Raw genomic sequence first — 20,701 nt, forward strand, 5'->3', positions numbered from 1 at the left:
TATGTTCAGGGCTTGGTATCAGAATGAGGTGGATCACAGATGAAGACAATGTTCGATTTCTATCGAGGTATGTAGACTTGCTTAAGTCACAGTCAAGTGGGGCGAAAATCCCCGTCTGTTCACCGGTGGTTAGTGAAATACGTGATTGAGATCAGACTGGTTTTGATCTGTTTTTATTGAATGAACTAAACAGACAGCAGGGTGAAGTGATGCTTAACGAAGACAATCAAGATTTATTTGATATCCGAAGGTTGGCGCTGCTGGTGGAGGTGGTCGAGCAGGGCTCAATCACCGCCGCGGCGGATCTCATGATGTACACGCCGTCGGCTGTTTCGCAGCAGATGCGCAAACTTGAACAAGAAGTTGGGCAACCCTTGTTGAACCGCCGCTCTCGTGGCGTGGCACCCACGGAGGCAGGCCAGCTGTTAGCCGGGCATGCCCGGAAGATTATTGGTCAGATGCGTGCGGCCCAGTCCGATCTCGATCAGATCGCCGGTCTGGGTCGCGGTTCTTTGACCGTGGGTACATTTCCCACGCTGGCCGGTTCATTCTTGCCGGTGGTGATCCGTGCCTTTAAAAAGCGATATCCGGCCATTGGGTTATCGGTGCGCAGCGCGCGCTTTGATGAACTGGTGTCCGACCTCGAGGCTGGCGTCACCGGGCTGTGTTTGCTCTGGGACTACCCATGGAATCGCTTTAGTGACGATTCCATCCGGGTCACCGAAGTTTTCCAGGAAAGCACCGTCATCCTCGTGGCCCGCGGGCATCGCCTAGCCGACAGGGACGAGGTGCGAATGGAAGAACTGCGTACCGAATCCTGGATCGTCCGTGCCGAGGCCCACCCCGTGGTCGAGGTGTTGCAGAGATCGGCTCATGATGCCGGATTTGAACCGACCATTGGGTTCTTGGCCAACGACTACCAAGAAGCCCAAGCCATGGTGAGCGTCGGGATGGGTGTGGCCATGGTGCCGAAGACTGCCGTTGCCCTCCAGCATCCGGACGTCCGAGTCATCAGCCTGGGAGATGCAGCGCCCATGCGCAGAGTTTTTCTCGCGCAACGCCAAGACAAGATCTATGCACCGGCCGAGGTGGCATTTCAGTCCACACTTCTAGAAATTGCTCGTGATCATCACGAGGACTATCTCTAAAGTGACTTCGCGCTTGTTTGGGTGTTAGGCAGCAGGCCATTAGTTGCCCCTGCCCAGTGTCCAAGAGCCAGAGGACCCGCCCCGAACCACAGGGCCGCGGCCCGGGGCGGTAACATCGTAGATGCGATTCTGCGCACCCCCGCAAAAGCCATGTTTTAGCCCCACCGTTATTATTCAAGGATTCCGATACCGTTGAACAAAAAATCACTCAAAGACGACGGGTTCACCGGATTTCGGCCCATCGCGACGCTCGAGATCAACCGGATTCCCCAGCACCAAGGTATCTTCGCCGTCCTACGACCGGCGGACTTCGAACCAAACTTCCTGCCCAAAAGCACCGCCGGAGTCTTCAAAAAGAAGAATCCTTCGCTGCCGGTCGCCAGTCTCACCGCCGAGTGGGTCGAAGATGCCGATGTCCTGTTCATTGGCAAGGCCAGTACCGGGAGCAAGGGCAACCGCGGCCTACGTCGCCAGATTCAGGAATTTGTTGACTTCGGCAACGGTAAACCGCCCGGACACTGGGACGGTCGCCTCATCTGGCAATTGGTCGACGCGGGCAAGCTCCTGGTGGCATGGAAGGAATTGCCCGCAGAATCGCTCAACGTCGCACAGGCCACCTATCACGCACAGTTCCAACACATCTATGGTCGGCTGCCGTTCGCCAATCTGGTCCAGGCCCGCGCCTAGGAAGCAAGACACTTCGTGTCACTGTGAGGTGGCCCGGGAAGTGAAAGCTCTATCGAGCCTTTTCGGTGGATAACAACCAGCGGACTTCGTCGGTGATCAGGTCAACGGCATTTCCGACGGGACGGTACCCAATCTTGAGCGCAGTCGTAGTATCTAGCGTCATGCCCGTCTGCCACGGGTGGTGAAAGAGCTGCGCACCTTCGATAGCCTGTTCAATGTGCCCGTTCCAGGACAGCTCGGCAGCAATGATCCGCACGATGTCCTCGGCCGTCGGAGTGTCAGGATCTGCAGCGTTGAGGATTCGTCTGCCGGGAAGCTGCGCCACCGTGTGAATGAGAGCGGCAACATTTTTGGCGGCGCTCAGGTGGTCAATCGTGTTGGCCTGAGCCAGCTCAAGACGTTCAACTCCGGAACGCAGCAGCTGTATAACACTCCTGGTACGGGCATTTCGCGCCCACCGACCGTGCACCTTTGACGATCTAATCACTGTGACCGGAAACCCCGATTCCAGGGCGGCTAGCTCGGCCGCAACCTTGCCCGGCGCATAACCCTCGCGGGTATACGGGTCTACATCATCGGCAGCCGGTAGGACGGTGGGAGCCGTTTCACTCAATGGCGAGGTAAAGCGTGGTGGGGCATCGCCGTTGAGGTGCCGCCCCTCATCATCGGTGTAGACGGCCCTGCTGGAAATCAGGACCATGTTGTTGACGTCGCTCAGCGCCGGCAGCAGCGCACGAACGTGGGGAGCAGAGTAGGCGAGGAGGTCCACCAGCAGGTCGGCCCCATCGCCAATGAGGTGTTGAACCTCGCGGATGTCGTGTCGATCGATCTGATGAAAGTTCACGCCCGCTTCGGTGAGAGCCTTCGGCATCCGGGAAGGATCGCGACCCGTCACATCGACGCTCCAGCCCGCCTCGGACAGCATCATCGCGGTGGCCCCGCCCATGGCACCGGTCCCACCCAAAAGTGCTGCGCGCACACTCACCTCCAGATTCTTTCCGCTGGCTTTGCACTCTACTGGATCTGAGCTTCGAGCTGAGTGTCGGCCATGACCTGATGAGAAGGTGAACCATGGCTACGAGGTATGGCCCCGTCAAGCCATCAAATCTGGAAGTACAGCTCAAGGTGGAGCTTGCATCCGGGATTAAACTCCGCGGCGCACTCGGGGCAGCTTCCGAGCCCAAGATACGAAGAGATCGTCAGCTGACACGCGCAGACGCCGCAGAGCACTGCCCGCTCGGCACGACGATTCACCGGCCACTGCTCTGCCACATGATCCGCGGCCTCGCCATGGCAGAGATGGCATGGATAAAACTCACCGCAGCACACGAACTTGATAGCAATCACGTCCAGCGGCGTCCGATAGTGAATGCAGCGCGTCTGCTCATCAACCACCGGGCCCAAGACCTGCGGCCGCTGCCGGCTCATCGCACACCACGGGCGGTCAGCGCATCTCCAAGTTCATCGGCGTGTTTAAGTGCGACGATCAGAAAGGGGATCACGAAGGTTTGCGGGTTGTTCCGCGCACCGCGGGCCCGCTGCGCATCTCGTACCTCGGCCGCCCGGCGTCCGAGCACCGGGATGGTGCTGATGGTTACCGTCAGCAAGAGGGCGCATCGCGCCGCGTCCAGGCCCAACCGTTCCAGGGGGCGCAGCCCGCGCTCAATGGCATCCAGCAGCGCGGTCACCCGGGTGGTGAGGGACAGCAGTGCGGCGAGAACGATCGCCGCGGTGACCCGGGCGGTATTGGCCACCGCGGGCTCAGGACCCATAAAAATCAGCTGGCTGACCAGGGTGATCACCATGATCCAGCGAAGCGAAAACATCTGGTGTCCCAGCTCCCGGATCCCACGGAGACCCGGTCCCAGACCGGACACCGTGTAGCCCACGATGGCCACGAGTGCCGCAATGGCGGCCGTGGACCAGTGGGCCGGCAGCAAGGACACGACCAGTACCACCGACAAAATCAGCAGCAGCTTTGGACCTGCGGGCATCCGGTGAAGCCAGCCGGTCCCGGGCCGGTACAGCGTCAGCATGCCAGCACCGCCTCATATTGGGAGATGATCTCCTCCGGTTCGCCGAGGCCCACCAGCGCTCCGCCGGCAAACAGCACTACTTGTTCGCACCGTGCCGCCAGCGCAAGATCGTGGGTGACAAGCACCAGGCGGTGTCCGGCGTCCTCTAAGAGGTGTTCGGCGACGCGGCGGGCGTTGCGGGCATCAAGGTACGCGGTTGGTTCATCGGCAATGACCAGTTCCGGGTTGCGGACCATGGCACCACAGAGCGCGAGCAGCTGTTTCTGGCCACCGGAAAGATCGTGCGAGGGGCGTTGTGCCAGCTCCGTGAGCCCGAAGCGTTCCATGGCTGCGCCCACCCGTTGGGTCAGCTCCGCCGGTGGGAGGCGGTCAGCGCGCAGCGAGAAGGCCACGTCCTCGGCAACGGTCGGCATGATGATTTGTGCGTCGGGGTTGCTGAAGACGATCGCGATGCGGCGGCGCAACTCGGCGGCCCGGCGTGCAGGATCTATGCCCATGATGCTCAGTTCACCCGAGGTTCGGTTAATCAAGCCACCGAGCAGTCGAGCAAAGGTAGATTTACCCGAGCCGTTCTCCCCAATAACCGCAACGGTGCGCGCTTGAAGATCCAGGGACAGATTTTGCAGCACGTCCACCTCGCCCAGGCGCACCCCGACGTCCTTGAGTCGAATAGCCGGCGCGCTCATCGAACCACCTCCACGACGACGGCGATCCCCATGCCGCCACCGATTGATGCAGCTGCCACTCCAAAGGTCCCGGCCGGGGCACCGGAGCGCACGAGCCGGCTGAAGAGTCGGACCACCGCGATGGCTCCACTGGCGCCCCACGGATGACCGAGTGCCAGAGCACCGCCATCGGCAGATAGTCGCGGGTCATCGTCCTTGAGTCCGAGCCGATCGAGCACCGCCAGGCTCTGGGCGGCGAAGGCCTCCACAATTTCGAACGCAGCGATCTCCTTCATCTCCAAACCTGCCGAGTCGAGGGCGGCCTGGATGGCTCCGGCGGCGCCGATGCCAGGTAGGGCCGGATCGCAGCCCGTCACTGCCGAGGCTCTCAGGCCAAGCCCGGGTCCGGAACCGGGCCCGGCTAGCACCAGGGCTGCCGCGCCATCTCCGATGCGTGTTGCCGTGCCGGCGGTGAGGGTGCCACCGGGAAAAAGTGGTGGCAGGCGGGTGAGTAGTCGTTCCGCGCCGCCGATCGCGTCATCATGCTCCAGCCCGCCCAGCGGAACCAGCTCGGCGGTGAAGCGCCCGGCCGTCAGTGCCGCCCGGGCGCGGGCATGACTGCGGGCCGCGTGCTCATCCTGACGGGAGCGCGACAGCTGATCGTGCACCGCTAAGTCCTCGGCGGCCCGGGTCATTTCCGGGTCGATGAAGCCGGCAGGGGCAAAGGGTGCCTTGTCGTAGCCTTTGCCGTTGATCGAACGCACCGGTGCCGTGGAGGCACTCTCAACACCTCCGGCGATGCGCATCCGCGGATCGCCGGCGCGGATCGCTGCCGCGGCATCAAGTAGTGCGGCGAGCCCGCTACCGCACTGTCGATCCACCGTGGCACCGGGCACCTCGTGGCCAAGTCCGGCCGCCAGCGCTGAGACACGCCCGGGGTTTCCACCCGGGCCCATGCAGTTGCCCAGGATCACATCGGCCACGTTGATCGGAGCACCGTGCGTAACTTCGGCATCGTTCAGGGCAGCCCGGATCACCGGCGCGGCGAGTTCCTCCACCCGCAAGTGGGCCAGGGCGCGGCCGCGGGTACCAATCGGCGTTCTTCGGGCGGCGATGATCACCGGATCATTATTAGCGGCCAAGAGGCTGCACCTCCCCGCCCAGTACCAAACGCAGGGCTTCGACCCGCGCGGGTTTGCCCGACGCGGTGCGTGGAATCTTCCCGCTGAACCAACGCCGCGGTCGGTGAGCTGGCAGTAGCTGGGCGTGGCTGATATCTGGCACCGTTGCCTGCACATCGTCTTCGAGCTCCAGCAGGGCGGAGACCAAAGAACCAATGCGCTCCCGCGGAAATCCGAACACCAGCGCGTCGCGAACCACCGGGATTAAGCGCAGTGCGGCCTCGACTTCCTCGGGAACGATCGTGGCCGAGGCACTGAGAATCGCGTCATCGGCCCGGCCCAGTAGGCGCAGGTAACCATCATTGAGTTCGGCGCGGTCACCGACGGTGGCCCAGTCTCCGTCGCGGCGCAGGGGACCGGTGGCACCGGCATATCCGGAGGCGATGAAGGGTGAGCGCACCCATAGCTCGCCGTCGCGGATCTCCAGCTCGGCACCCGGGAAGGCGCGCAACCCGTCACCGGTATCGCACGCCACAAAGGACAGTTCTGCCGCACCGTAGTAGGCGGTGACGCGGATCCCCGCGGCTTCGGCGCGCTGGCGTAGCGCAGGATCCAGGTGGGAACCGCCGATCAAAGCCGTACGCAATCGTGGTGAAACACCCGCGTCCAGCATGGCGCGCAATGACTGCGGGGTGCCGTGCAGGGCGTCGGCATTCACGGTGCTGCCCAGCAGTGGCTTCGGGCCACCGGAGAGGGCATGGGCGAGTGAAAACAGGGTGAGTGAGGATGCCGGCGGGACCGGGAGAGCCACCTGGGTCTCCGGCCCGGCATCCAAGAATTCGCTGGCGGCTGCGAAGGAGTCTGCCCACGATGCGGCGCTGCGCAGCACGATCCGCGGCGCCCCACTGCTTCCGGAGGTCAGTGTCGCCCAAGCGGTTGCCTCGGGCACCTGGGCAGAACGCGCTTTCGCGGTAATGGCGTCCCAATCGCTGGTGCTCCACCGGCGGTCACCGACCAGGGGGATATCGCCGGCTGCGCGGATCTGCCCGAGGCGCTGCGGCAGATCGGGTTCGGCACCGTTGAGGGGAATGATCATTAGACCCGCTCCAAGCCCCGGCTTGGCGTGGCCGCCCATACGCGGGCGAAGGCTCGAGGATACGCCCGGAGAAGAGTTGTTACGATGAACGTCGCGGTGACGACCTTGATCAGATCACCGGGCAGGAAGGCCGAGCTCATCAGGAGGGTCTGGCCGATCGGCAGTCCGGTGATCATGCTCTGTACCGGGACCCCCACGGCGTAGATGACCGGGATTCCCCCGACGAAAATGCCGAGCGCGGTCCGCCAAACCACCGGCTTGCGCCCTGCGGCATGCACGATCAGACCGATCACTAACGCGCCAAGAACCCAGCCGATGAGGTATCCGGCCGATGGGCCGAAGAACACGCCGATGCCACCGCGTCCGCCGGCCAGCAGGGGAAGGCCAATCGCTACCAGTGCCAGCAGCACCATCATCGACAGTGCGCCCAACCATGGACCCAGAATAGCTCCGGCGAGCATCACGCCGAGCGTTTGGACGGTGATCGGAACGCCGCCCGCGAGGGTGAATCCGCCGGGCAGGCCAAGGACGGCAACGATCGCGGCGAAGACAGCGACCCGGGCCAGGCCCTTGGCATCGAGTCGTCGTCGGTCTTGACGATTTGGCAGGGGTTCTGGATGGGCCATGGGAAGATTCCTTTTGATTCATAATGGTGAACGGGGCCAGCTTGAACAGTGCTCAATTGAACGCCGTTCAGGAGGTTGGTGTTTATTATAGTGATGCCGCGGCAAAAGAAACAACAACCGTGGTCATACTTCGGCGGGGGGTGTCCCGGCGCCGGCGAAGCTGGTCGCATCACCTCAAGTCAAAATCGCTATGGTGCATGTCGTTGAAGTCGTACGTCATCTATTCGTCGTTGTTCGGATCCGTCACAAACACGGATCGTGTGTTCTCTAGTTCTTGCGGTCGCAGGCTGAGGCGGTCTGGATTGTCCCCAGAGGGATTAATAACGGCGGACAGCTTTTGAGTGGGGGAGAGTTGGCAACTTTGGGCCCTGAAGCAAGAGGCAGATGAATGACCGATTGCGGCTTCCGAAAGATAGGGGAGAGGTGCGACATCAGGAGATTTCTGGCCCAAAGTCTGTTGCTGGGGACGTGTTGTAGGGCTGCGTTGCTGGGTCCGCGGCAGAGAATATCTTGGCCTTGATGGACTCTAGCCGCGCGCAGCCCGAGTCTTCCGCACCTACTCCGTCCGCCGTAGAATCGGCCATGGACAGGCTAGATCCAACTAATTCTTGGAGGCTGTAATCATGACGCGCATCATTCGGTTTGACCACGTTGGTGTAACAGTTCGAGACCTCGATAAGGTAACAGCATTTTTTGTCGAACTCGGGCTGGAAATTGATGGAAGAACGTTTGTGGAGGGCGATTTCATCGACACCGTCATAGCGATCCCCAATTCTCGAACGGAAATCGTCATGTTGCGAACGCCCGGTGGTGATAGCGCCGTGGAGCTTTCAAGTTTCGTTCGACCGGATCCCGAACCAGGGTCACCCGATGCCATGGCCAATGAGTTGGGGCTGCGAAGCTTGTCGTTCGAAGTAGATGATCTTCAAGCGCAGGTCGATCGGATGGCCGCTCAGAGTTACGGGCTGGTCGGTGGCATTGGCGAGTATGAAGGTAGCTGGCGCATGGCCTACGTGCGCGGGCCGGAGGGCATTCTCGTGGCCCTGGCCGAGCGGCTGACCGCTTAGCTGGTCCACAACGGTGGGACGACTCCCGGAATTCCACCCTTAGCGAGTCAGTTTCTTCAATCCTTTTCTCGGAGGCACACGTACCGGCTCCGGCCAGCGCGGACTGAGGGTATCACCCAGCGTGGTACCCCGGAGCTTACGGCCGAAGAGGGGTAGAACCCACTCGGTGACCCACACTCGATGTTCTTTCGCTCGTTGTCGAACGCTGAGCTCGGCCGACCGTTTGTTCTTGTGTGTGATGCCGTGCGGAACCTCAAGAACATCTAGAACCCTCGCTGCCAAGTATTTGTGCCCCACCTTGGACATATGCAACCGATCGGGTCCCCACATACGAGATGTGGCATAGGCGCTGAAGTTCGCGTAGTCCACGAGGATCGCACCGTATTTGGCAGCGATGAGCCGAACCCCGTCGTTGTAGGCATGGTTCTTACGGCGTAATGGTCCCAAAATCGGCGAGACTTCAACGTCGTACCCGGTAAAAAGCACCAATGTTGCGCCAGTCTCCGCCAGACGCTCAACCATAAATTCATACTCGGCCAAAATATCGGCAATTTTGGTTCCGAAATCCATGACGTCATTGCCGCCGGCATACAGCGTGATGAGTGTTGGCTCCATCTTGATGGCGGGTTCCAGCTGCTCCGCAATGATGTGCCGGAGGCGCTTGCTGCGGATGGCCAGGTTCGCGTATTCCCAGCCCGGGCTATCGCTAGCGAGTGCTTCGGCAACTCTGTCAGCCCAGCCGCGAACACCATTGGGGCGGCGCTTGCTGAAATCCCCGACCCCCTCCGTAAAGGAGTCACCCAGGGCAACGTAGCGGCCCGGTCCTTGATCCATCATGCGAAGCTAAACGGTTGTTCGTGGAGGAGCCAAGCATCGGCGTGGCGCTAGAGCCGCAATAGACCTCGGGCCGAACGATATATGCGTTTTGTTGGTGGGACTGGACCGCTGTGTCCCAACGTTCGGCCACGGCGTATCAGCCTCGATCGGCTTCGACTGAAGGATCCGTGTGGAATTCGCATAGCGACCGTCAACCGGATAACGCTCTGGCCTCAGTGTGGACACCGACATGGAGCGGCGGTGACGTACACCAATTTTTGAAGTGATCATTTGCTGGCTCGGAGTGTGGCCGGAACCCGAGGATGTTCGGTGATGGCCTGAGCGTAGATGCCCATCAGCTGCTCGCATACAACATGCCAGCTGCGACCCTGGACTTGTTGGAATGCAGCAGTAGCAAAGGCCGCACGTTTGGCGTCGTCACCAATTAGGTCCATCACGTATTCACGCAATTGAGTCAGGTCGCCCGGTTCATAGAGCCATCCAGTCCGGGAAGAATCCACTAGATCCACGGGGCCTCCGCGACCGGTTGCTACAACTGGGACCCCCGAGGCCATGGCTTCCTGGATGGTCTGGCAAAAGGTTTCGAGTTCGCCCGGATGCACAAACAGATCAAAGGAGGCAATGGCGTTGGCCAGTTCATCCCCGCCCAAGAAGCCTGCGAAATAGGCCTCCGGAAGAAGCGATTCGAGCACCTCACGCTGCGGTCCATCACCGACGATGACTAGCCGGGTATTGGGGATCGCGGCTAATGCTGCAAGATCCTCCACCTGCTTTTCGAGGGCAAGGCGGCCCACGTATCCAATGATTTTCTGCCCTTGCGGGGCAACCATCTGACGGAATTCGGCGCTACGTTTCTCCGGATGGAATCGTTCGATATCTACACCGCGGCGCCATAATTCCATTCGCGGGATGCCATGAGCCTCGAGTTTTTGAAATGAGTCGCTTGAGGGAACAAGAGTTGTTGTCGCCGCACAGTGGATCCGTTTCACACGCTGCCAGGCCCAATTTTCCAGAAATGGCATGCCGTATCTGGCCGCATACCCGGGAATGTCGGTTTGGTAGACCGCTACCGAGGGAATACCCAAGGCCGCTGCGGCGCGGACTGCACGCCAACCCAGGACAAAGGGTGACGCCAAGTGGACAACGTCGGGATTGAATTCAGCTAGCAGGGCCTTTACTCTCACCACCCCGCCCATGGCTACCCGGATATTCCGGTAACCGGCAAGGGGAATGGCCGGTAGTCGTCGGATAACGGCACCTTCCAGTGTAGGAGGCGCATTTTCCAGTGTTGATGGAGCGATGACCAAGACTTGGTCACCGCGCGCATCCAGATGCTGCAAGATTTTCAGCAGCGAATGGGTAACCCCATTCATCTCGGGAAAGAACGATTCAGCAACTATGGCAACTTTCACGCCTCAACCATCACCCTTGCAGGTTGCCACCGTGCGCAGCTACTGGAACGTGACGGTGAAGAGTGGGTGAACGACTTTGTCGTGAGCTCTTTTTGGGCTGAACAACCCCCGATTAGTTCTATTAAAGTGGAGAGCCCGGGCGAGTTTTACGCCAGAGAGAAAATCCTCTGTAGTGATGCTTCCGGCTCCGGGTCGAATATGGTCGCTAACACACCAGACGTGAGCACCAACACGACCGAAATAAAAAGTACAAACACCACACCCGCAATGAGCATGAGCTTCTGATCATCATTCATCATTTAAAGGTATCGCGGGTGAGGCTTCGCTCCGGAATTCCTGAAGCGTTTCGCTCGGCCTCGCCATAATCACACTCTGCGAAGGTCTATTCGACGATGGACAGGTGCCCGGAGATACCCATCGAGGCAAGGGCCCGCACCTAAGCTGGAGTGATGACTGCACGTACGAAACGAGCCCTCACCATCTCCCATGCCATCGCTGGGCTCGATGAAGCCGGAATACTCTCGCTCGTTGATGCTGCCGAGCAGGTTGGCGTAGGCATTGGCGGAACAACCAAGAAGGCCAGCATTGAAGGCGCAGCTGTTTTTGTGAAGCAATTACCGCTGACCAACATTGAAGAGGCGGATCCAACTTCGACTGCCAATCGAATTCATCTCCCCTTTGTCAGCCACTACGGGATAGGAAGTCCCTCCCACGGAGTCGGAAGGGAGCTTGCTGCACATCATGTGACATCCACGTGGGTACAAGAAGGTGCTGCGGAATTCTTCCCCCTTTTGATGGGATGGCGAGTGATAGACCGGAAATGCGATGCGGACCTGAGCGAATTTGAGGGCGACGTTCCCCAACGCCAATGGGGGAGTCATTGGACTCTAATTCAGAAAAAGCTTGCTGCCATGAAGAACGCGTCCAAGAGCGTCGTGCTTTTCCTTGAATACGTTCCAGAGACGCTAGGAGCGTGGGTGCGCAGGAGTCGAGCTGCCGGCACAGGCGAGACCGACTTTATCAACGTCGTTACCCAGATTATTGAAGCCACAGACTGGATGAAGGCGCAGGGATTTCAACACTTCGATGTGCACCCGGGGAACATCCTCGTGGATGAGGGCAGGCTGCTCTTCACGGACTTCGGACTGGCGCTTTACCGCGGCTTCGAACTCACTGCCGAGGAAGAGCTATCCATGCTCACCCATGAAGGCTACGACCGCGATACCGCACTCATGCATCTGTTCCACTGGGTCTTGTTTGAACTTGGGTACACCTCGGGACAGCAGCGCCTAGCACTGTTGCAAGCCGCAGCCGTTGACCCCAAAACGCCTGCGCTGGATCCGTTGCTTGTGGCATTGGGCGACGGTGCCGATTTGATGGCTCAACATGCCGGTGCTGCTGTCTACATTACGGAGATGTTCGGTGCACTCCTGCAGGATGCGTCAGCAACTCGGTATATAGGCACTCCCGACAGGGAACTTCAGTTGAAGCTTCCTCGTGGTGAAGCCGGGATTTCAAATTTGTAGCTAAATCGTAGCTGGTGAGAACAACCTCGGTTCGGTCCCGATGACCGCGGATCGCAATCATGGCTGCCGGTAGTTGGATGTAGAAATGAGACGATATACGGTATGACCATCAGGATTGACTATGCTCGAGATCCCGCTGCAGTCCGGCGCATTCTTGAGGCGTTGCCAGAGTGGTTCGGCGATCCGGAATCCATCGACCAGTATGTTTCTGATGCTAGAAACAACGACTTTGTGAGTCTGCTGGCGCGCCAAGGAGGTACCACCATTGGTGTGGCAATGATCCGGCGACACTTTGCGGAATCCGCCGAGTTGCACCTCATTGCAATCGATCCTAAATCGCGCGGCCAGGGAGCTGGACAAGCGCTCATAGAATGCGCAGTAGCAGGTCTCGAAGAAGATGGTTGCCTGTTGTTCTCGGTTCACACCGTCGGGCCATCCTACGAAAGCGACTCATACGCCCAGACGAGGTCTTTCTATCGGGCAACAGATTTCCTGCCCTTGGAGGAGCACCGCAATCTTGATTGGACTGGGCCCACCCTCATCCTCGTTCGTCGATTAGTTCCTGTTTTGTAAGAGGAACGCATGGGGATGCCCCTTGTGGTCACCAGGGTGTGCCTTGTAGATCGATGTCACCTATCGGCCACTGGCTCGAATCTCGCTGAGCGGAGCAAATGAGGTTCGGACCGCGGTGAGATTCGATGATGGATTTCTGGTCTAGACGCGATAAGCAACGTTCCGTGGCGTCGATCTGCACCCACCCCGTTGATTCGTAAAACGGCACGACGTCCTGTCGACATCCAAGGAAGCCAAATTCGATTCCGGAGTTTCCCCGCATCAACGTTTGTGCTTCCCGCATGACTCGTCCGCCGAGGCCTGTGCCTCGAAAGTGCTCGTCGACCAAGACTCCTCCGGTGCCGGCCACGATGACTTCTCGCGAGCCCACGGTGATGAGCCGACGTTGAAAGCCCACATGTGCGGCAAGCATTTGACCGCTGAATGCCAGAACGTGGATGTCCGCGGGTGAATACCCGTAAGGCGCATCCGGGTTCCACGATCCAAATAGATGCCGGTACTCCCGATCAAAAAGCTCCTCGAGCATCTCAAGATCTATTGACGAAAGATCGACGTGCCGTCGCACTCGAATGGTCTCATTCATAATTGGAGCATATAACTTCGCGACACTGCTACCGGCGGGGTTAGGCTTGGGATCCTGATCCCAACCCTATGTGGAACGGATACCGGCCTCGTTGTGTGGATGCGTAAACCTCTTGCAGTTCCGGCTCGACTCGCGTTCCAAATCACGTTACCGGGAGGCCAAAGGTTGCGTGGGTAAAGTTGTCGTATGACTAGGATCTCCCCAGTGACACTCCGCGGAAAATACGTCACCTTGCAACCCTTAAGCGAGGATCACCACGATGGTCTTGTCGAGGCGGCGTCCGATGGTGAATTGTGGAATCTTTGGTACACCTCGGTACCGCGTCCCGAAGCAATGCGCGGCGAAATTCAGCGCCGGCTGGCCATGCAGGAGGACGGGTCCATGCTTCCGTTCACGACTCGTTTGAACGACCCGGCTACTGGTGAACCGGGCAAGATAATTGGCATGACCACGTATTGCGACATCAACGAGGAACTGCCGCGCGTGGAAATCGGCTACACCTGGAACGCAGCTAGTGTGCAGGGAACCGGAACGAATCCGGACAGCAAAAGACTCCTGCTGGCCCATGCGTTTGAAACGCTAAATTGTGTCGCCGTGGAGTTCAGTACGCATTGGATGAATATGCAGTCCCGGGAGGCGATCGCGCGTTTGGGTGCGAAGCAGGACGGAGTGCTTCGCGCAACAAAGCGCATGCCCGATGGCTCGCTCCGCGACACCGTCATCTTCTCGATTATTGCCGCCGAATGGCCACAAGTTCGAAGTGGTCTCGACTTGCGCCTCGCGAAAAAACGCTGAATCTTAGTGTTCAACTTGAGGTAATAGGCGCAGATATTGGGTGACCGTTCGTGAACCGCCAATCTGTCATCCGGTGACGCTAAAGATCACGCTCGTTTGGGGGATTGCGCCAACCCTACCGATCGTCGTTATGACCTCGTTGACCGGTCCTCATAGGCGATCGTGACTTAGCGTGCTCTCGACGCGTAATGTCAGTTGGCGACTTCGGCAAGGCGGTGAAAAGCTGACACGGGGGAGCCCACCGGTCATTTACACCACGTTGTCCCATGGCCGAATTGGCCCTAGCAGCTCATGGGCTAGGCTCGGGTGGTGGAAAAATACGCCAAGGTCATTAGTGACATCACTTCACCACCTCACATAGTCATTCTGGTACTGCTCAGCACGCCATTGAGGCATCTGAACGTAGCGTGGCCAGAAACTTTGGTGTCGACGTTGTTTGTTGGCTTGATTCCCTGGGCGGCCCTCATCTGGATGCGGGTCAGAGGCCGTGTCACCGACCTGCATGTGACTCAACGGCACCAACGTTGGCCAATTTTGCTCATTACCCTTATTTCAATCCTCGGTGGAGTTGGTGTGCTGCTGGCTATTTCCGCACCGGCCCAAATCTTGGCTGAAGTGCTGTTCATGCTCGTGGGCCTGGTCATCGTTGGTGTGGTCAATCTCGTGTGGAAGCTGTCGGTTCACGCGGCGCTGATCACCTTTGCAGCTCTTCACTGTCTCGCATTTTTGCCTGGTGGCGTTCAAATGACCGTTGCCCTCATCGCGCTTGTTGGATGGGCCAGGATTCGGATAGGGCACCATACTCCGACCCAAGTCGCCGCTGGCACTCTGGTAGGCGTTCTAGTGAGCCTAGGCGATCTTCTGTCGATGTAACTGCCCGACAAGGAAGGTGGCCCAAGCAGCACAATTCATTGTCGCAATGACTCGGCCGAACCCACCTGCCCTCAGCTTGCCCAAGCAGGTACGAATCGCCTTCAACAGAGTTGGATGAAATAGCAGGAGCGACTTGCAAGCAACGCTGAAATGATGGCGCTGTCTAGGTACGTAGTGCCGATCAGGCGGGCAATGTGGCCGTTTCCTTCCGCCCGAAAGCAATCACACTGTCGGCGCCGTCGCCAACGGAACGCTTCGTGGTCCCTTCGCTTGCTGAGCATGATGAACTTCTGGGGAAATGATCATCAGTCAGCCGACAAGTTCCATACTGGCTGCGTGATTGCGTGATTGCGTGATTGCGTGATTGCTTGACTGCGTGAAATGGGACATTTTCCGTGGTGACTACGCCACGTCTTCCATACTTGACGCACTTCTAATTAGAGCCTGCCCCGTACTTCCTTAAGGACTTGAGAAGTCGGTGAAATTCCGCTCTGCCCTCCTCTGAAGCTCGGACTACAGTTACCGAGTACCGCCCCGTACGCTCTTTTCGGACCTGGACAAGATTATTCTCGTCTAAGAAACCGACTGCTCGTGAGACATCAGGAAGTGACAATCCTGTGAACTTCTGGATGGAGGGATAATCAGACTCTTCGACTTGTACTAAGAAGCCGAGGGTCTTGAAACGAGGTGGGGAAAAGAGTGCCCTTTGTAAATCCACTTCGGTTATCGTACTGTTCTGGGCGCAAACGTGGCCGCCACGAAAATGAGGTAGACCACCACGGGAACTGCTGGCCAGACGTACTGCCCCATGGCCGGCGTCAAAGGGTGATCAAGGAAAGACCATGACCATACGAAACCAAACACCGCGGTGGCGATCGCCCCGAATTTCGTCCACTCTGACACTCGGGGTTCGTTCCTACGGCCTTCGCGCAATACCTGGAGTGTAACGATGGCGAGCGCTGCAAAGCCGACAAGAATCAAGCCGTTCGTATAGCCCCCGGCTGCGGCTAGTCCTCCCACGTAAAGAGCGACTGGAGCACCGAGCAACATCATCCAATCGGACGGAGTGAATACCCGCTTGGGTGCGCGAGGAATTTCTAAAGCTTCATTGGTAGCAGACTCGTTCATCGCGCTCTCCCTGACGTTGGTTTATGAAACCTTCACACACCACTTGCATAAGTGCAAGTAGTTCAAGTATTGGTACTGGTTCTTCAACTGATTTCTTGATTCCACTCGGCCGTTCACAGCTCGTGGGCACGGTGTTGCGGATTTTTCGCGGAGTAACTTCCGGCGGATTGTCCATCCGCGCAGTTACTGCGCGAACTTCTTCGAGTTGCGCCCGATTGGCAACAACATTCTTCTCAGGACAGTCAACTGGTACTTAGTCGCCAGACCAGCCAGGCGATGCGAAAGCAGGAATCCCTAAGCAAATGAAAACTATGGCTGAGGGCTGGAACGCGTGTTCTGCCCTTCGTCTTGTTTTGAGCGAAGGTCAGAGGTGTACCCGCTGCTTTTGGATGACTACTTCCGTCTCCACAGGTAGGAAACCCAACTTCGTGTTGATCGATCGCATCCACACATTCTCGTCATCACTGCTGGTCCGCACCTTTTGCACGTTGTTGCGGCCACCCGCCTCGTTGAGGCAAGCGATTTTGATAGCTCTTCCGAGAGCTCGACCCCGGTGCGCTGTGACAACGAGTGTTCCCTCGATTAGTGCCGGACGGTTGGTTTCATCATCGGCCAGAAGGCAGATCCAAGCCGCCACGTTTCCGTGAGCGTCTACCGCTATTGATTCAAATACCGTGTGCCCTTGGGCGATGCAAAGCTCAATCTCGCTGGCGTATTCTTCTGGTGATACAGGGGACTCGGCCCATCCAAGCTCTCCGTTGGGGGCTTCTGCATCGACCAGCCCCTTGATCTGACCCACTTGGCTCCGAAACCGATCCGGTACGCCATTAACATAGGTGGAAATGTCGTAGCCATTAACCTCATACGTCTCTGGTAGTTGTATGGCACGCATATCCAGTTCCACCACTGTCTCGGTGGTCGCCAGAACGTATCCCAGTGGTTGCGAGAAACGCTGGATGAGTTGTTCCATTTCGGCGGCTGATGGCCGGTATGCGCTCGATAAGAATCTGGTCGTGGAGTTTAGACAGGTGGCTTCGACTGAGCGCACCAACGCGGAACCTATGCCGGTCTTCTGATATTTAGGCGCAACCCAAGCAAATACCCACGTAGTCTCGGGGGTATCGACGGCGTTCATCCCTGCGGCGAAACCAAGCAGAGCTGAACCGTCCCAGGCTCCGATCAGATGATTGCGCCATCCATCGTCCGCGCGCCAGCCGAGTATCCGTGCGTTCTGGCTGAGTGGTACCCACCCGGGCCGCACCTTTTGGTTGGCTGCGCATTCGATGAAATAGGCATCACTCATGCTCTGGTCGTCGTGAAGGTCCAGCGGGCGAATCTGCATAACGCCCACACTACGTGGGCATCGTGGGGCGGATCTTGCCGAGGCCCGATCTGCCACCCTGAATTGCCAGCAACTGTCCCAGCTCGCGCAGTAACTGATCGTGCAAAAGGGTGCGCGTATCGAGAAGAGAAGCTGCAAGAAGGATGAAGGCTGCCCCCTAATATTCGATCCCACAGAAACGAGATTGGGAAATCTACTCGATGGCCGCAGGTGTCATGATGCATGGTGCTCAAGCTCAGTCTGTCGTGGGCACACTCGTGGTTTGTTAACCCAGTTGCTTGTCAGCGATATTGCCAGTGGAAGATGCCCAAAAACTCGCGCCACCGCTGCCCTGCTGCAAGCGAAGCGATTACCGGAGGATTGCGCAAATTGCCGCGTGGGGCCGGCTGCCTGGATCTTGGCGTGTTTCCACGTCGGTCACGTCGAACCCGGCATCATTGAGCAGGCTACTCATGTGATCGACGGCGACGTAATAGGCAGTTGTGACAGCATGATCGAACGGTTCTCCGGGATCGCCGTCGAAAAACCCGACCAGCAGGTGCCCTTGCGGCGAAAGTACACGAGCGATCTCGGCGAGAACCGGCGGTAGTTCGCCTGGTGTCAGATGAATCAGTGAATACCAGGCGAGCACTCCATCGAGGGTTTCATCGGCTTCGTGAAGGGCGCGGAGCGAATTAACTTGAAACGATACGTCGGGGAATCGACGACGGGCACTTTCGACAAACTCGGGTACAAGGTCAATGCCGGAGATATCTGCACCGAGCCGGTGAATAAAGTCCGTCCAATGACCCGGTCCGCATCCTACATCGATGATACGACCGCTGATCTGCTGAGCCCACAGCTCTACTCGGTTCCGATCCAGCACATGCATGTCATCGATGGAACCGAGGATGGCCGTGTACTCGGAAGCTCTCGCCGCGTAGGCCTGTCGAACGTGAGAGTCAATCATGCAAGTAAGTCTAGGACTCGGGGACTTAGCTCTTTGGACGGCGTCCTTCATCGGGCGTCCTAGGGGAGAACTTCAGCGTTAAGGTCGTCTATGCATCCCGAATCCCGCATACCGGCTGCCTGATTTGCCACAAGTGCTGATATTGCCGCTTTGAATGTTAATCGCAGAGATAAGGGACTAGATTTTCGCAAGGTCTTGTATCTGACGACAGAGTCCAACGTGAAGTTTCAGACTCAACTCTTCGGCACCTGGTCAGGAGCAGTTTCTCGTAGCCGACTGCTATTCCATGCGTCGGGGTCTAGTCGGTGCTTCCCGACCAGCCTGGCACTCGAATCGATCGCGAGCTCGCTCGGCGCCGCTTGGCCTGCTAACTCAGAAAACGTCTTGATAGAAGATTCCCTTTAGGTATCAGTAATTCATACTTTTGGAAGTTGCGATGGGAGACGTTTAGATCTTGAGATCTTCCCACTCGAAACGGGTTACAGTTCCAGATTCCCAGTCTTGACGGAGGATCGAGTAGGCGATGGAAGCGATGTGCCCGCCGTCATTGGTTGGCCATCCCAATCGATAATGCGCTTCCTTGAGGAATCCTGCGCGAAGGAAGGTCTTGCGCATCGCGATGTTGTCTTCTCGAGTTTGTCCTTCGAAGCGGAGCGTACGTGGCATGGCCTGAAAAACCATGTCACAGAGGGCACGTAGCACTTGAACTCCCAGCCCTTTGCCTCGCTGGCTCTCGTCAAGACGCAGGTCAAAGAGTGGAGAGTCACCTACTTGCAAATCTTCCAGCGCGGCCATGCCGATACGTTGTTCGTCCGCGTGGACCCAATAGCCTTGCCTGTCGTCGTTCCAAAAATGTCCGTCATCAATCTTCGTCCGTATGGTAGCCGCCTGTGGAGCAGCCCGAACGTGGAATGGGAAACGATTTGAGGTCAGGAAGTCGAGTAGGCCTTCGGTGTCAGCCGGTGTCATGGGAACGAAAGTGATGGACATTCTCCGACCCTACCTGCGTCAATGCCGACTGTCCCGCGCGAAATCCTAGCGAACGGAACATGCCCTAAAAACTATGAGAATTCGCTGCTCTCCATTGACGGCCATCGTGCAATCCGGCGGTTGGGATAGGCGGTGCAGAAACAGCGGAAGACGATCAATTTACGTAGTGTCGGCGAAGGTGAACTATCCACGGAATTTCAATCAGGACGTACCGCGGTATCTGTTTCGCCGTCGCTGAATTCGATGTCATGATCGGAAATTTCCGAATTGTGGCCACGTCGTTCGGGCCGCACGAGGTCGTGGGCGGGTGAAGCAAGTAGGCGCGATCCTGCAGTTCAGCCTCCTGAATTCCAAGGTTCGCCGATGGTCACTTGGCTATTACTGTCCCTCGCAAAGACATGCGACAAATAATCACGGCTGGCAAAACAGCTTCGCGTCGGACACCTCAGGTGTCGACGAGCAGCCTGCGGTAACTCCTGAGGCAACTGAATAATCTGGCCGGCGTTCTGCTTGAGCGCCGACGGCGTTCCGTTAGGCACGGTCGTAAGTGAGAACTCGCATTCCTGACTCGAGAAGATTTTCATGGACGGGTTGGAACATGTGAGCCTGAAAAGGGCCACTGAAGAGCGGGATACCAGATCCGATGATGGAACGGTGTTGTTTGAGTACGAGCCTGTCGATTTCTGGCAGCAGAGAGTGGGCGAGCGTTCCGCCTCCCACTAGCCACAGGTCCTGGCCTTCCTCCGCCTTCAGCTTGCGCACTCGGGCTAGCGCGTCTTCGCGAACGATCTCGACGGCCGCGTTCTGGCTTTCTAGAGTCGTTGAGAACACAAGATGGCGAAGATGAGGATACGCATCGCTCAGACCAGCTTCAAGGCCTATCTCATAGGATGCCCGCCCCTCTAGAACGGTGTCGAATACCTTGCCGGGGCCATCGATGCCCATGGCTGCCCGCGCAGGTCCGGGCAGAGTCTCGGGGTACTGATCGATGATGAATTGGATGACATCGGGCGTGAGAGGGAAGTAATCCTCTGCGCTTGGATCACCACCGTCCGGACCAGCGATATAGCCGTCAAGGGTTGTGGCCACGTAGTACACGAGCTTCCGCATGGATCGCGCCTTCCTGAAGTGCCGAGAAAACACTAAGCATGCCAACAGCGCGCGTTGCTGGTCAAGCAACAAGCAATACGGACGGTATCTCTGACTGATATGTAAGAAGGTTTGTCAAGAGTCATAGATGAGCGGCA

The 20,701-nt window shown here is 58.2% G+C and carries 24 protein-coding genes; 7 read left to right on the top strand and 17 right to left on the bottom strand.

Features of this window, described 5'->3' with window-relative positions; genetic code table 11:
* Positions 1 to 209: 209 nt before the first annotated feature.
* Together HED64_RS09580 and HED64_RS09585 are read left to right on the top strand one after the other, a co-directional pair.
* A complete protein-coding gene (locus tag HED64_RS09580; protein WP_168151763.1) occupies positions 210 to 1,148 on the top strand; it encodes a LysR family transcriptional regulator in 939 nt (312 codons plus the stop codon).
* Positions 1,149 to 1,334: 186 nt separating this feature from the next.
* Positions 1,335 to 1,835, top strand: a complete 501-nt coding sequence (locus HED64_RS09585) for a hypothetical protein (protein ID WP_168151810.1) — start codon at positions 1,335 to 1,337, stop codon at positions 1,833 to 1,835.
* A 49-nt stretch (positions 1,836 to 1,884) separates the two neighbouring features.
* Here the strand turns inward: HED64_RS09585 and HED64_RS09590 are convergent, their stop codons facing one another.
* The 8 genes from HED64_RS09590 to HED64_RS09625 all read right to left on the bottom strand — a co-directional run bounded on the left by HED64_RS09590 (position 1,885) and on the right by HED64_RS09625 (position 7,963).
* Entirely contained in the window at positions 1,885 to 2,820 is a 936-nt protein-coding gene (locus HED64_RS09590) for an NAD-dependent epimerase/dehydratase family protein (RefSeq protein WP_342590692.1), read from the bottom strand.
* A 116-nt stretch (positions 2,821 to 2,936) separates the two neighbouring features.
* Positions 2,937 to 3,263, bottom strand: coding sequence for a CHY zinc finger protein (locus HED64_RS09595; protein WP_168151764.1), 327 nt, complete (start codon positions 3,261 to 3,263; stop codon positions 2,937 to 2,939).
* A complete protein-coding gene (locus HED64_RS09600; RefSeq protein ID WP_168151765.1) occupies positions 3,260 to 3,871 on the bottom strand; it encodes an energy-coupling factor transporter transmembrane component T in 612 nt (203 codons plus the stop codon). Before HED64_RS09600 ends, HED64_RS09595 begins: the two co-directional genes overlap by 4 nt.
* Positions 3,865 to 4,557, bottom strand: coding sequence for an energy-coupling factor ABC transporter ATP-binding protein (locus HED64_RS09605; protein WP_168151766.1), 693 nt, complete (start codon positions 4,555 to 4,557; stop codon positions 3,865 to 3,867). The genes HED64_RS09600 and HED64_RS09605 overlap by 7 nt, the downstream gene beginning before the upstream one ends.
* Entirely contained in the window at positions 4,554 to 5,678 is a 1,125-nt protein-coding gene (locus HED64_RS09610; protein WP_168151767.1) for a thiolase family protein, read from the bottom strand. Before HED64_RS09610 ends, HED64_RS09605 begins: the two co-directional genes overlap by 4 nt.
* Positions 5,668 to 6,753 (bottom strand): AMP-binding protein, encoded by a 1,086-nt coding sequence (locus HED64_RS09615; RefSeq protein ID WP_168151768.1) that lies wholly within the window; start codon positions 6,751 to 6,753, stop codon positions 5,668 to 5,670. Before HED64_RS09615 ends, HED64_RS09610 begins: the two co-directional genes overlap by 11 nt.
* Positions 6,753 to 7,379: a biotin transporter BioY gene (locus HED64_RS09620; RefSeq protein ID WP_168151769.1), complete on the bottom strand. Its 627-nt coding sequence runs from the start codon at positions 7,377 to 7,379 to the stop codon at positions 6,753 to 6,755. The genes HED64_RS09615 and HED64_RS09620 overlap by 1 nt, the downstream gene beginning before the upstream one ends.
* 431 nt (positions 7,380 to 7,810) lie before the next feature.
* Positions 7,811 to 7,963 (bottom strand): hypothetical protein, encoded by a 153-nt coding sequence (locus HED64_RS09625; RefSeq protein WP_168151770.1) that lies wholly within the window; start codon positions 7,961 to 7,963, stop codon positions 7,811 to 7,813.
* Between the two features lie 39 nt (positions 7,964 to 8,002).
* Here HED64_RS09625 and HED64_RS09630 point away from each other — a divergent pair, with 39 nt between their 5' ends.
* A complete protein-coding gene (locus HED64_RS09630; protein ID WP_168151771.1) occupies positions 8,003 to 8,446 on the top strand; it encodes a VOC family protein in 444 nt (147 codons plus the stop codon).
* A 39-nt stretch (positions 8,447 to 8,485) separates the two neighbouring features.
* On the opposite strand, the gene HED64_RS09635 is transcribed toward HED64_RS09630, so the two are convergent.
* Both HED64_RS09635 and HED64_RS09640 read right to left on the bottom strand, forming a co-directional pair.
* Positions 8,486 to 9,283, bottom strand: a complete 798-nt coding sequence (locus HED64_RS09635; protein ID WP_168151772.1) for an SGNH/GDSL hydrolase family protein — start codon at positions 9,281 to 9,283, stop codon at positions 8,486 to 8,488.
* A gap of 266 nt (positions 9,284 to 9,549) precedes the next feature.
* Complete coding sequence (locus HED64_RS09640) at positions 9,550 to 10,695, bottom strand: glycosyltransferase family 4 protein (RefSeq protein ID WP_168151773.1); 1,146 nt, start codon at positions 10,693 to 10,695, stop codon at positions 9,550 to 9,552.
* A 449-nt stretch (positions 10,696 to 11,144) separates the two neighbouring features.
* On the opposite strand from HED64_RS09640, the gene HED64_RS09645 reads away from it, so the two are divergent.
* Together HED64_RS09645 and HED64_RS09650 are read left to right on the top strand one after the other, a co-directional pair.
* Entirely contained in the window at positions 11,145 to 12,221 is a 1,077-nt protein-coding gene (locus tag HED64_RS09645) for a protein kinase domain-containing protein (RefSeq protein ID WP_168151774.1), read from the top strand.
* Between the two features lie 102 nt (positions 12,222 to 12,323).
* The gene (locus HED64_RS09650) at positions 12,324 to 12,794 is read left to right on the top strand and encodes a GNAT family N-acetyltransferase (protein WP_168151775.1); all 471 of its coding nucleotides are present in this window, start codon (positions 12,324 to 12,326) and stop codon (positions 12,792 to 12,794) included.
* 28 nt (positions 12,795 to 12,822) lie between these two features.
* Here the strand turns inward: HED64_RS09650 and HED64_RS09655 are convergent, their stop codons facing one another.
* Entirely contained in the window at positions 12,823 to 13,377 is a 555-nt protein-coding gene (locus HED64_RS09655; protein ID WP_168151776.1) for a GNAT family N-acetyltransferase, read from the bottom strand.
* Positions 13,378 to 13,563: 186 nt separating this feature from the next.
* Between HED64_RS09655 and HED64_RS09660 the strand changes: the two genes are divergently transcribed.
* A complete protein-coding gene (locus tag HED64_RS09660) occupies positions 13,564 to 14,172 on the top strand; it encodes a GNAT family N-acetyltransferase (RefSeq protein ID WP_168151777.1) in 609 nt (202 codons plus the stop codon).
* Positions 14,173 to 14,481: 309 nt separating this feature from the next.
* Positions 14,482 to 15,045, top strand: a complete 564-nt coding sequence (locus tag HED64_RS09665; protein ID WP_168151778.1) for a phosphatase PAP2 family protein — start codon at positions 14,482 to 14,484, stop codon at positions 15,043 to 15,045.
* Between the two features lie 433 nt (positions 15,046 to 15,478).
* Here the strand turns inward: HED64_RS09665 and HED64_RS09670 are convergent, their stop codons facing one another.
* The 6 genes from HED64_RS09670 to HED64_RS09695 form a co-directional block, all read right to left on the bottom strand.
* Positions 15,479 to 15,763, bottom strand: coding sequence for a transcriptional regulator (locus HED64_RS09670; protein ID WP_168151779.1), 285 nt, complete (start codon positions 15,761 to 15,763; stop codon positions 15,479 to 15,481).
* 5 nt (positions 15,764 to 15,768) lie between these two features.
* Entirely contained in the window at positions 15,769 to 16,173 is a 405-nt protein-coding gene (locus HED64_RS09675) for a DUF7994 family protein (RefSeq protein ID WP_168151780.1), read from the bottom strand.
* 364 nt (positions 16,174 to 16,537) lie between these two features.
* Entirely contained in the window at positions 16,538 to 17,515 is a 978-nt protein-coding gene (locus HED64_RS09680; protein WP_168151781.1) for a GNAT family N-acetyltransferase, read from the bottom strand.
* A gap of 349 nt (positions 17,516 to 17,864) precedes the next feature.
* Positions 17,865 to 18,464 carry a class I SAM-dependent DNA methyltransferase gene (locus HED64_RS09685; protein WP_168151782.1) on the bottom strand — a complete coding sequence of 200 codons (600 nt, stop codon included), beginning with the start codon at positions 18,462 to 18,464 and terminating at the stop codon, positions 17,865 to 17,867.
* Positions 18,465 to 18,911: 447 nt separating this feature from the next.
* Positions 18,912 to 19,454, bottom strand: a complete 543-nt coding sequence (locus tag HED64_RS09690; RefSeq protein ID WP_168151783.1) for a GNAT family N-acetyltransferase — start codon at positions 19,452 to 19,454, stop codon at positions 18,912 to 18,914.
* Positions 19,455 to 19,985: 531 nt separating this feature from the next.
* The gene (locus tag HED64_RS09695) at positions 19,986 to 20,564 is read right to left on the bottom strand and encodes a dihydrofolate reductase family protein (protein WP_168151784.1); all 579 of its coding nucleotides are present in this window, start codon (positions 20,562 to 20,564) and stop codon (positions 19,986 to 19,988) included.
* Positions 20,565 to 20,701 lie beyond the last annotated feature (137 nt).

This window comes from Paeniglutamicibacter terrestris (genome assembly GCF_012271785.1).
GTDB classification, from domain to species: Bacteria; Actinomycetota; Actinomycetes; order Actinomycetales; family Micrococcaceae; genus Paeniglutamicibacter; species Paeniglutamicibacter terrestris.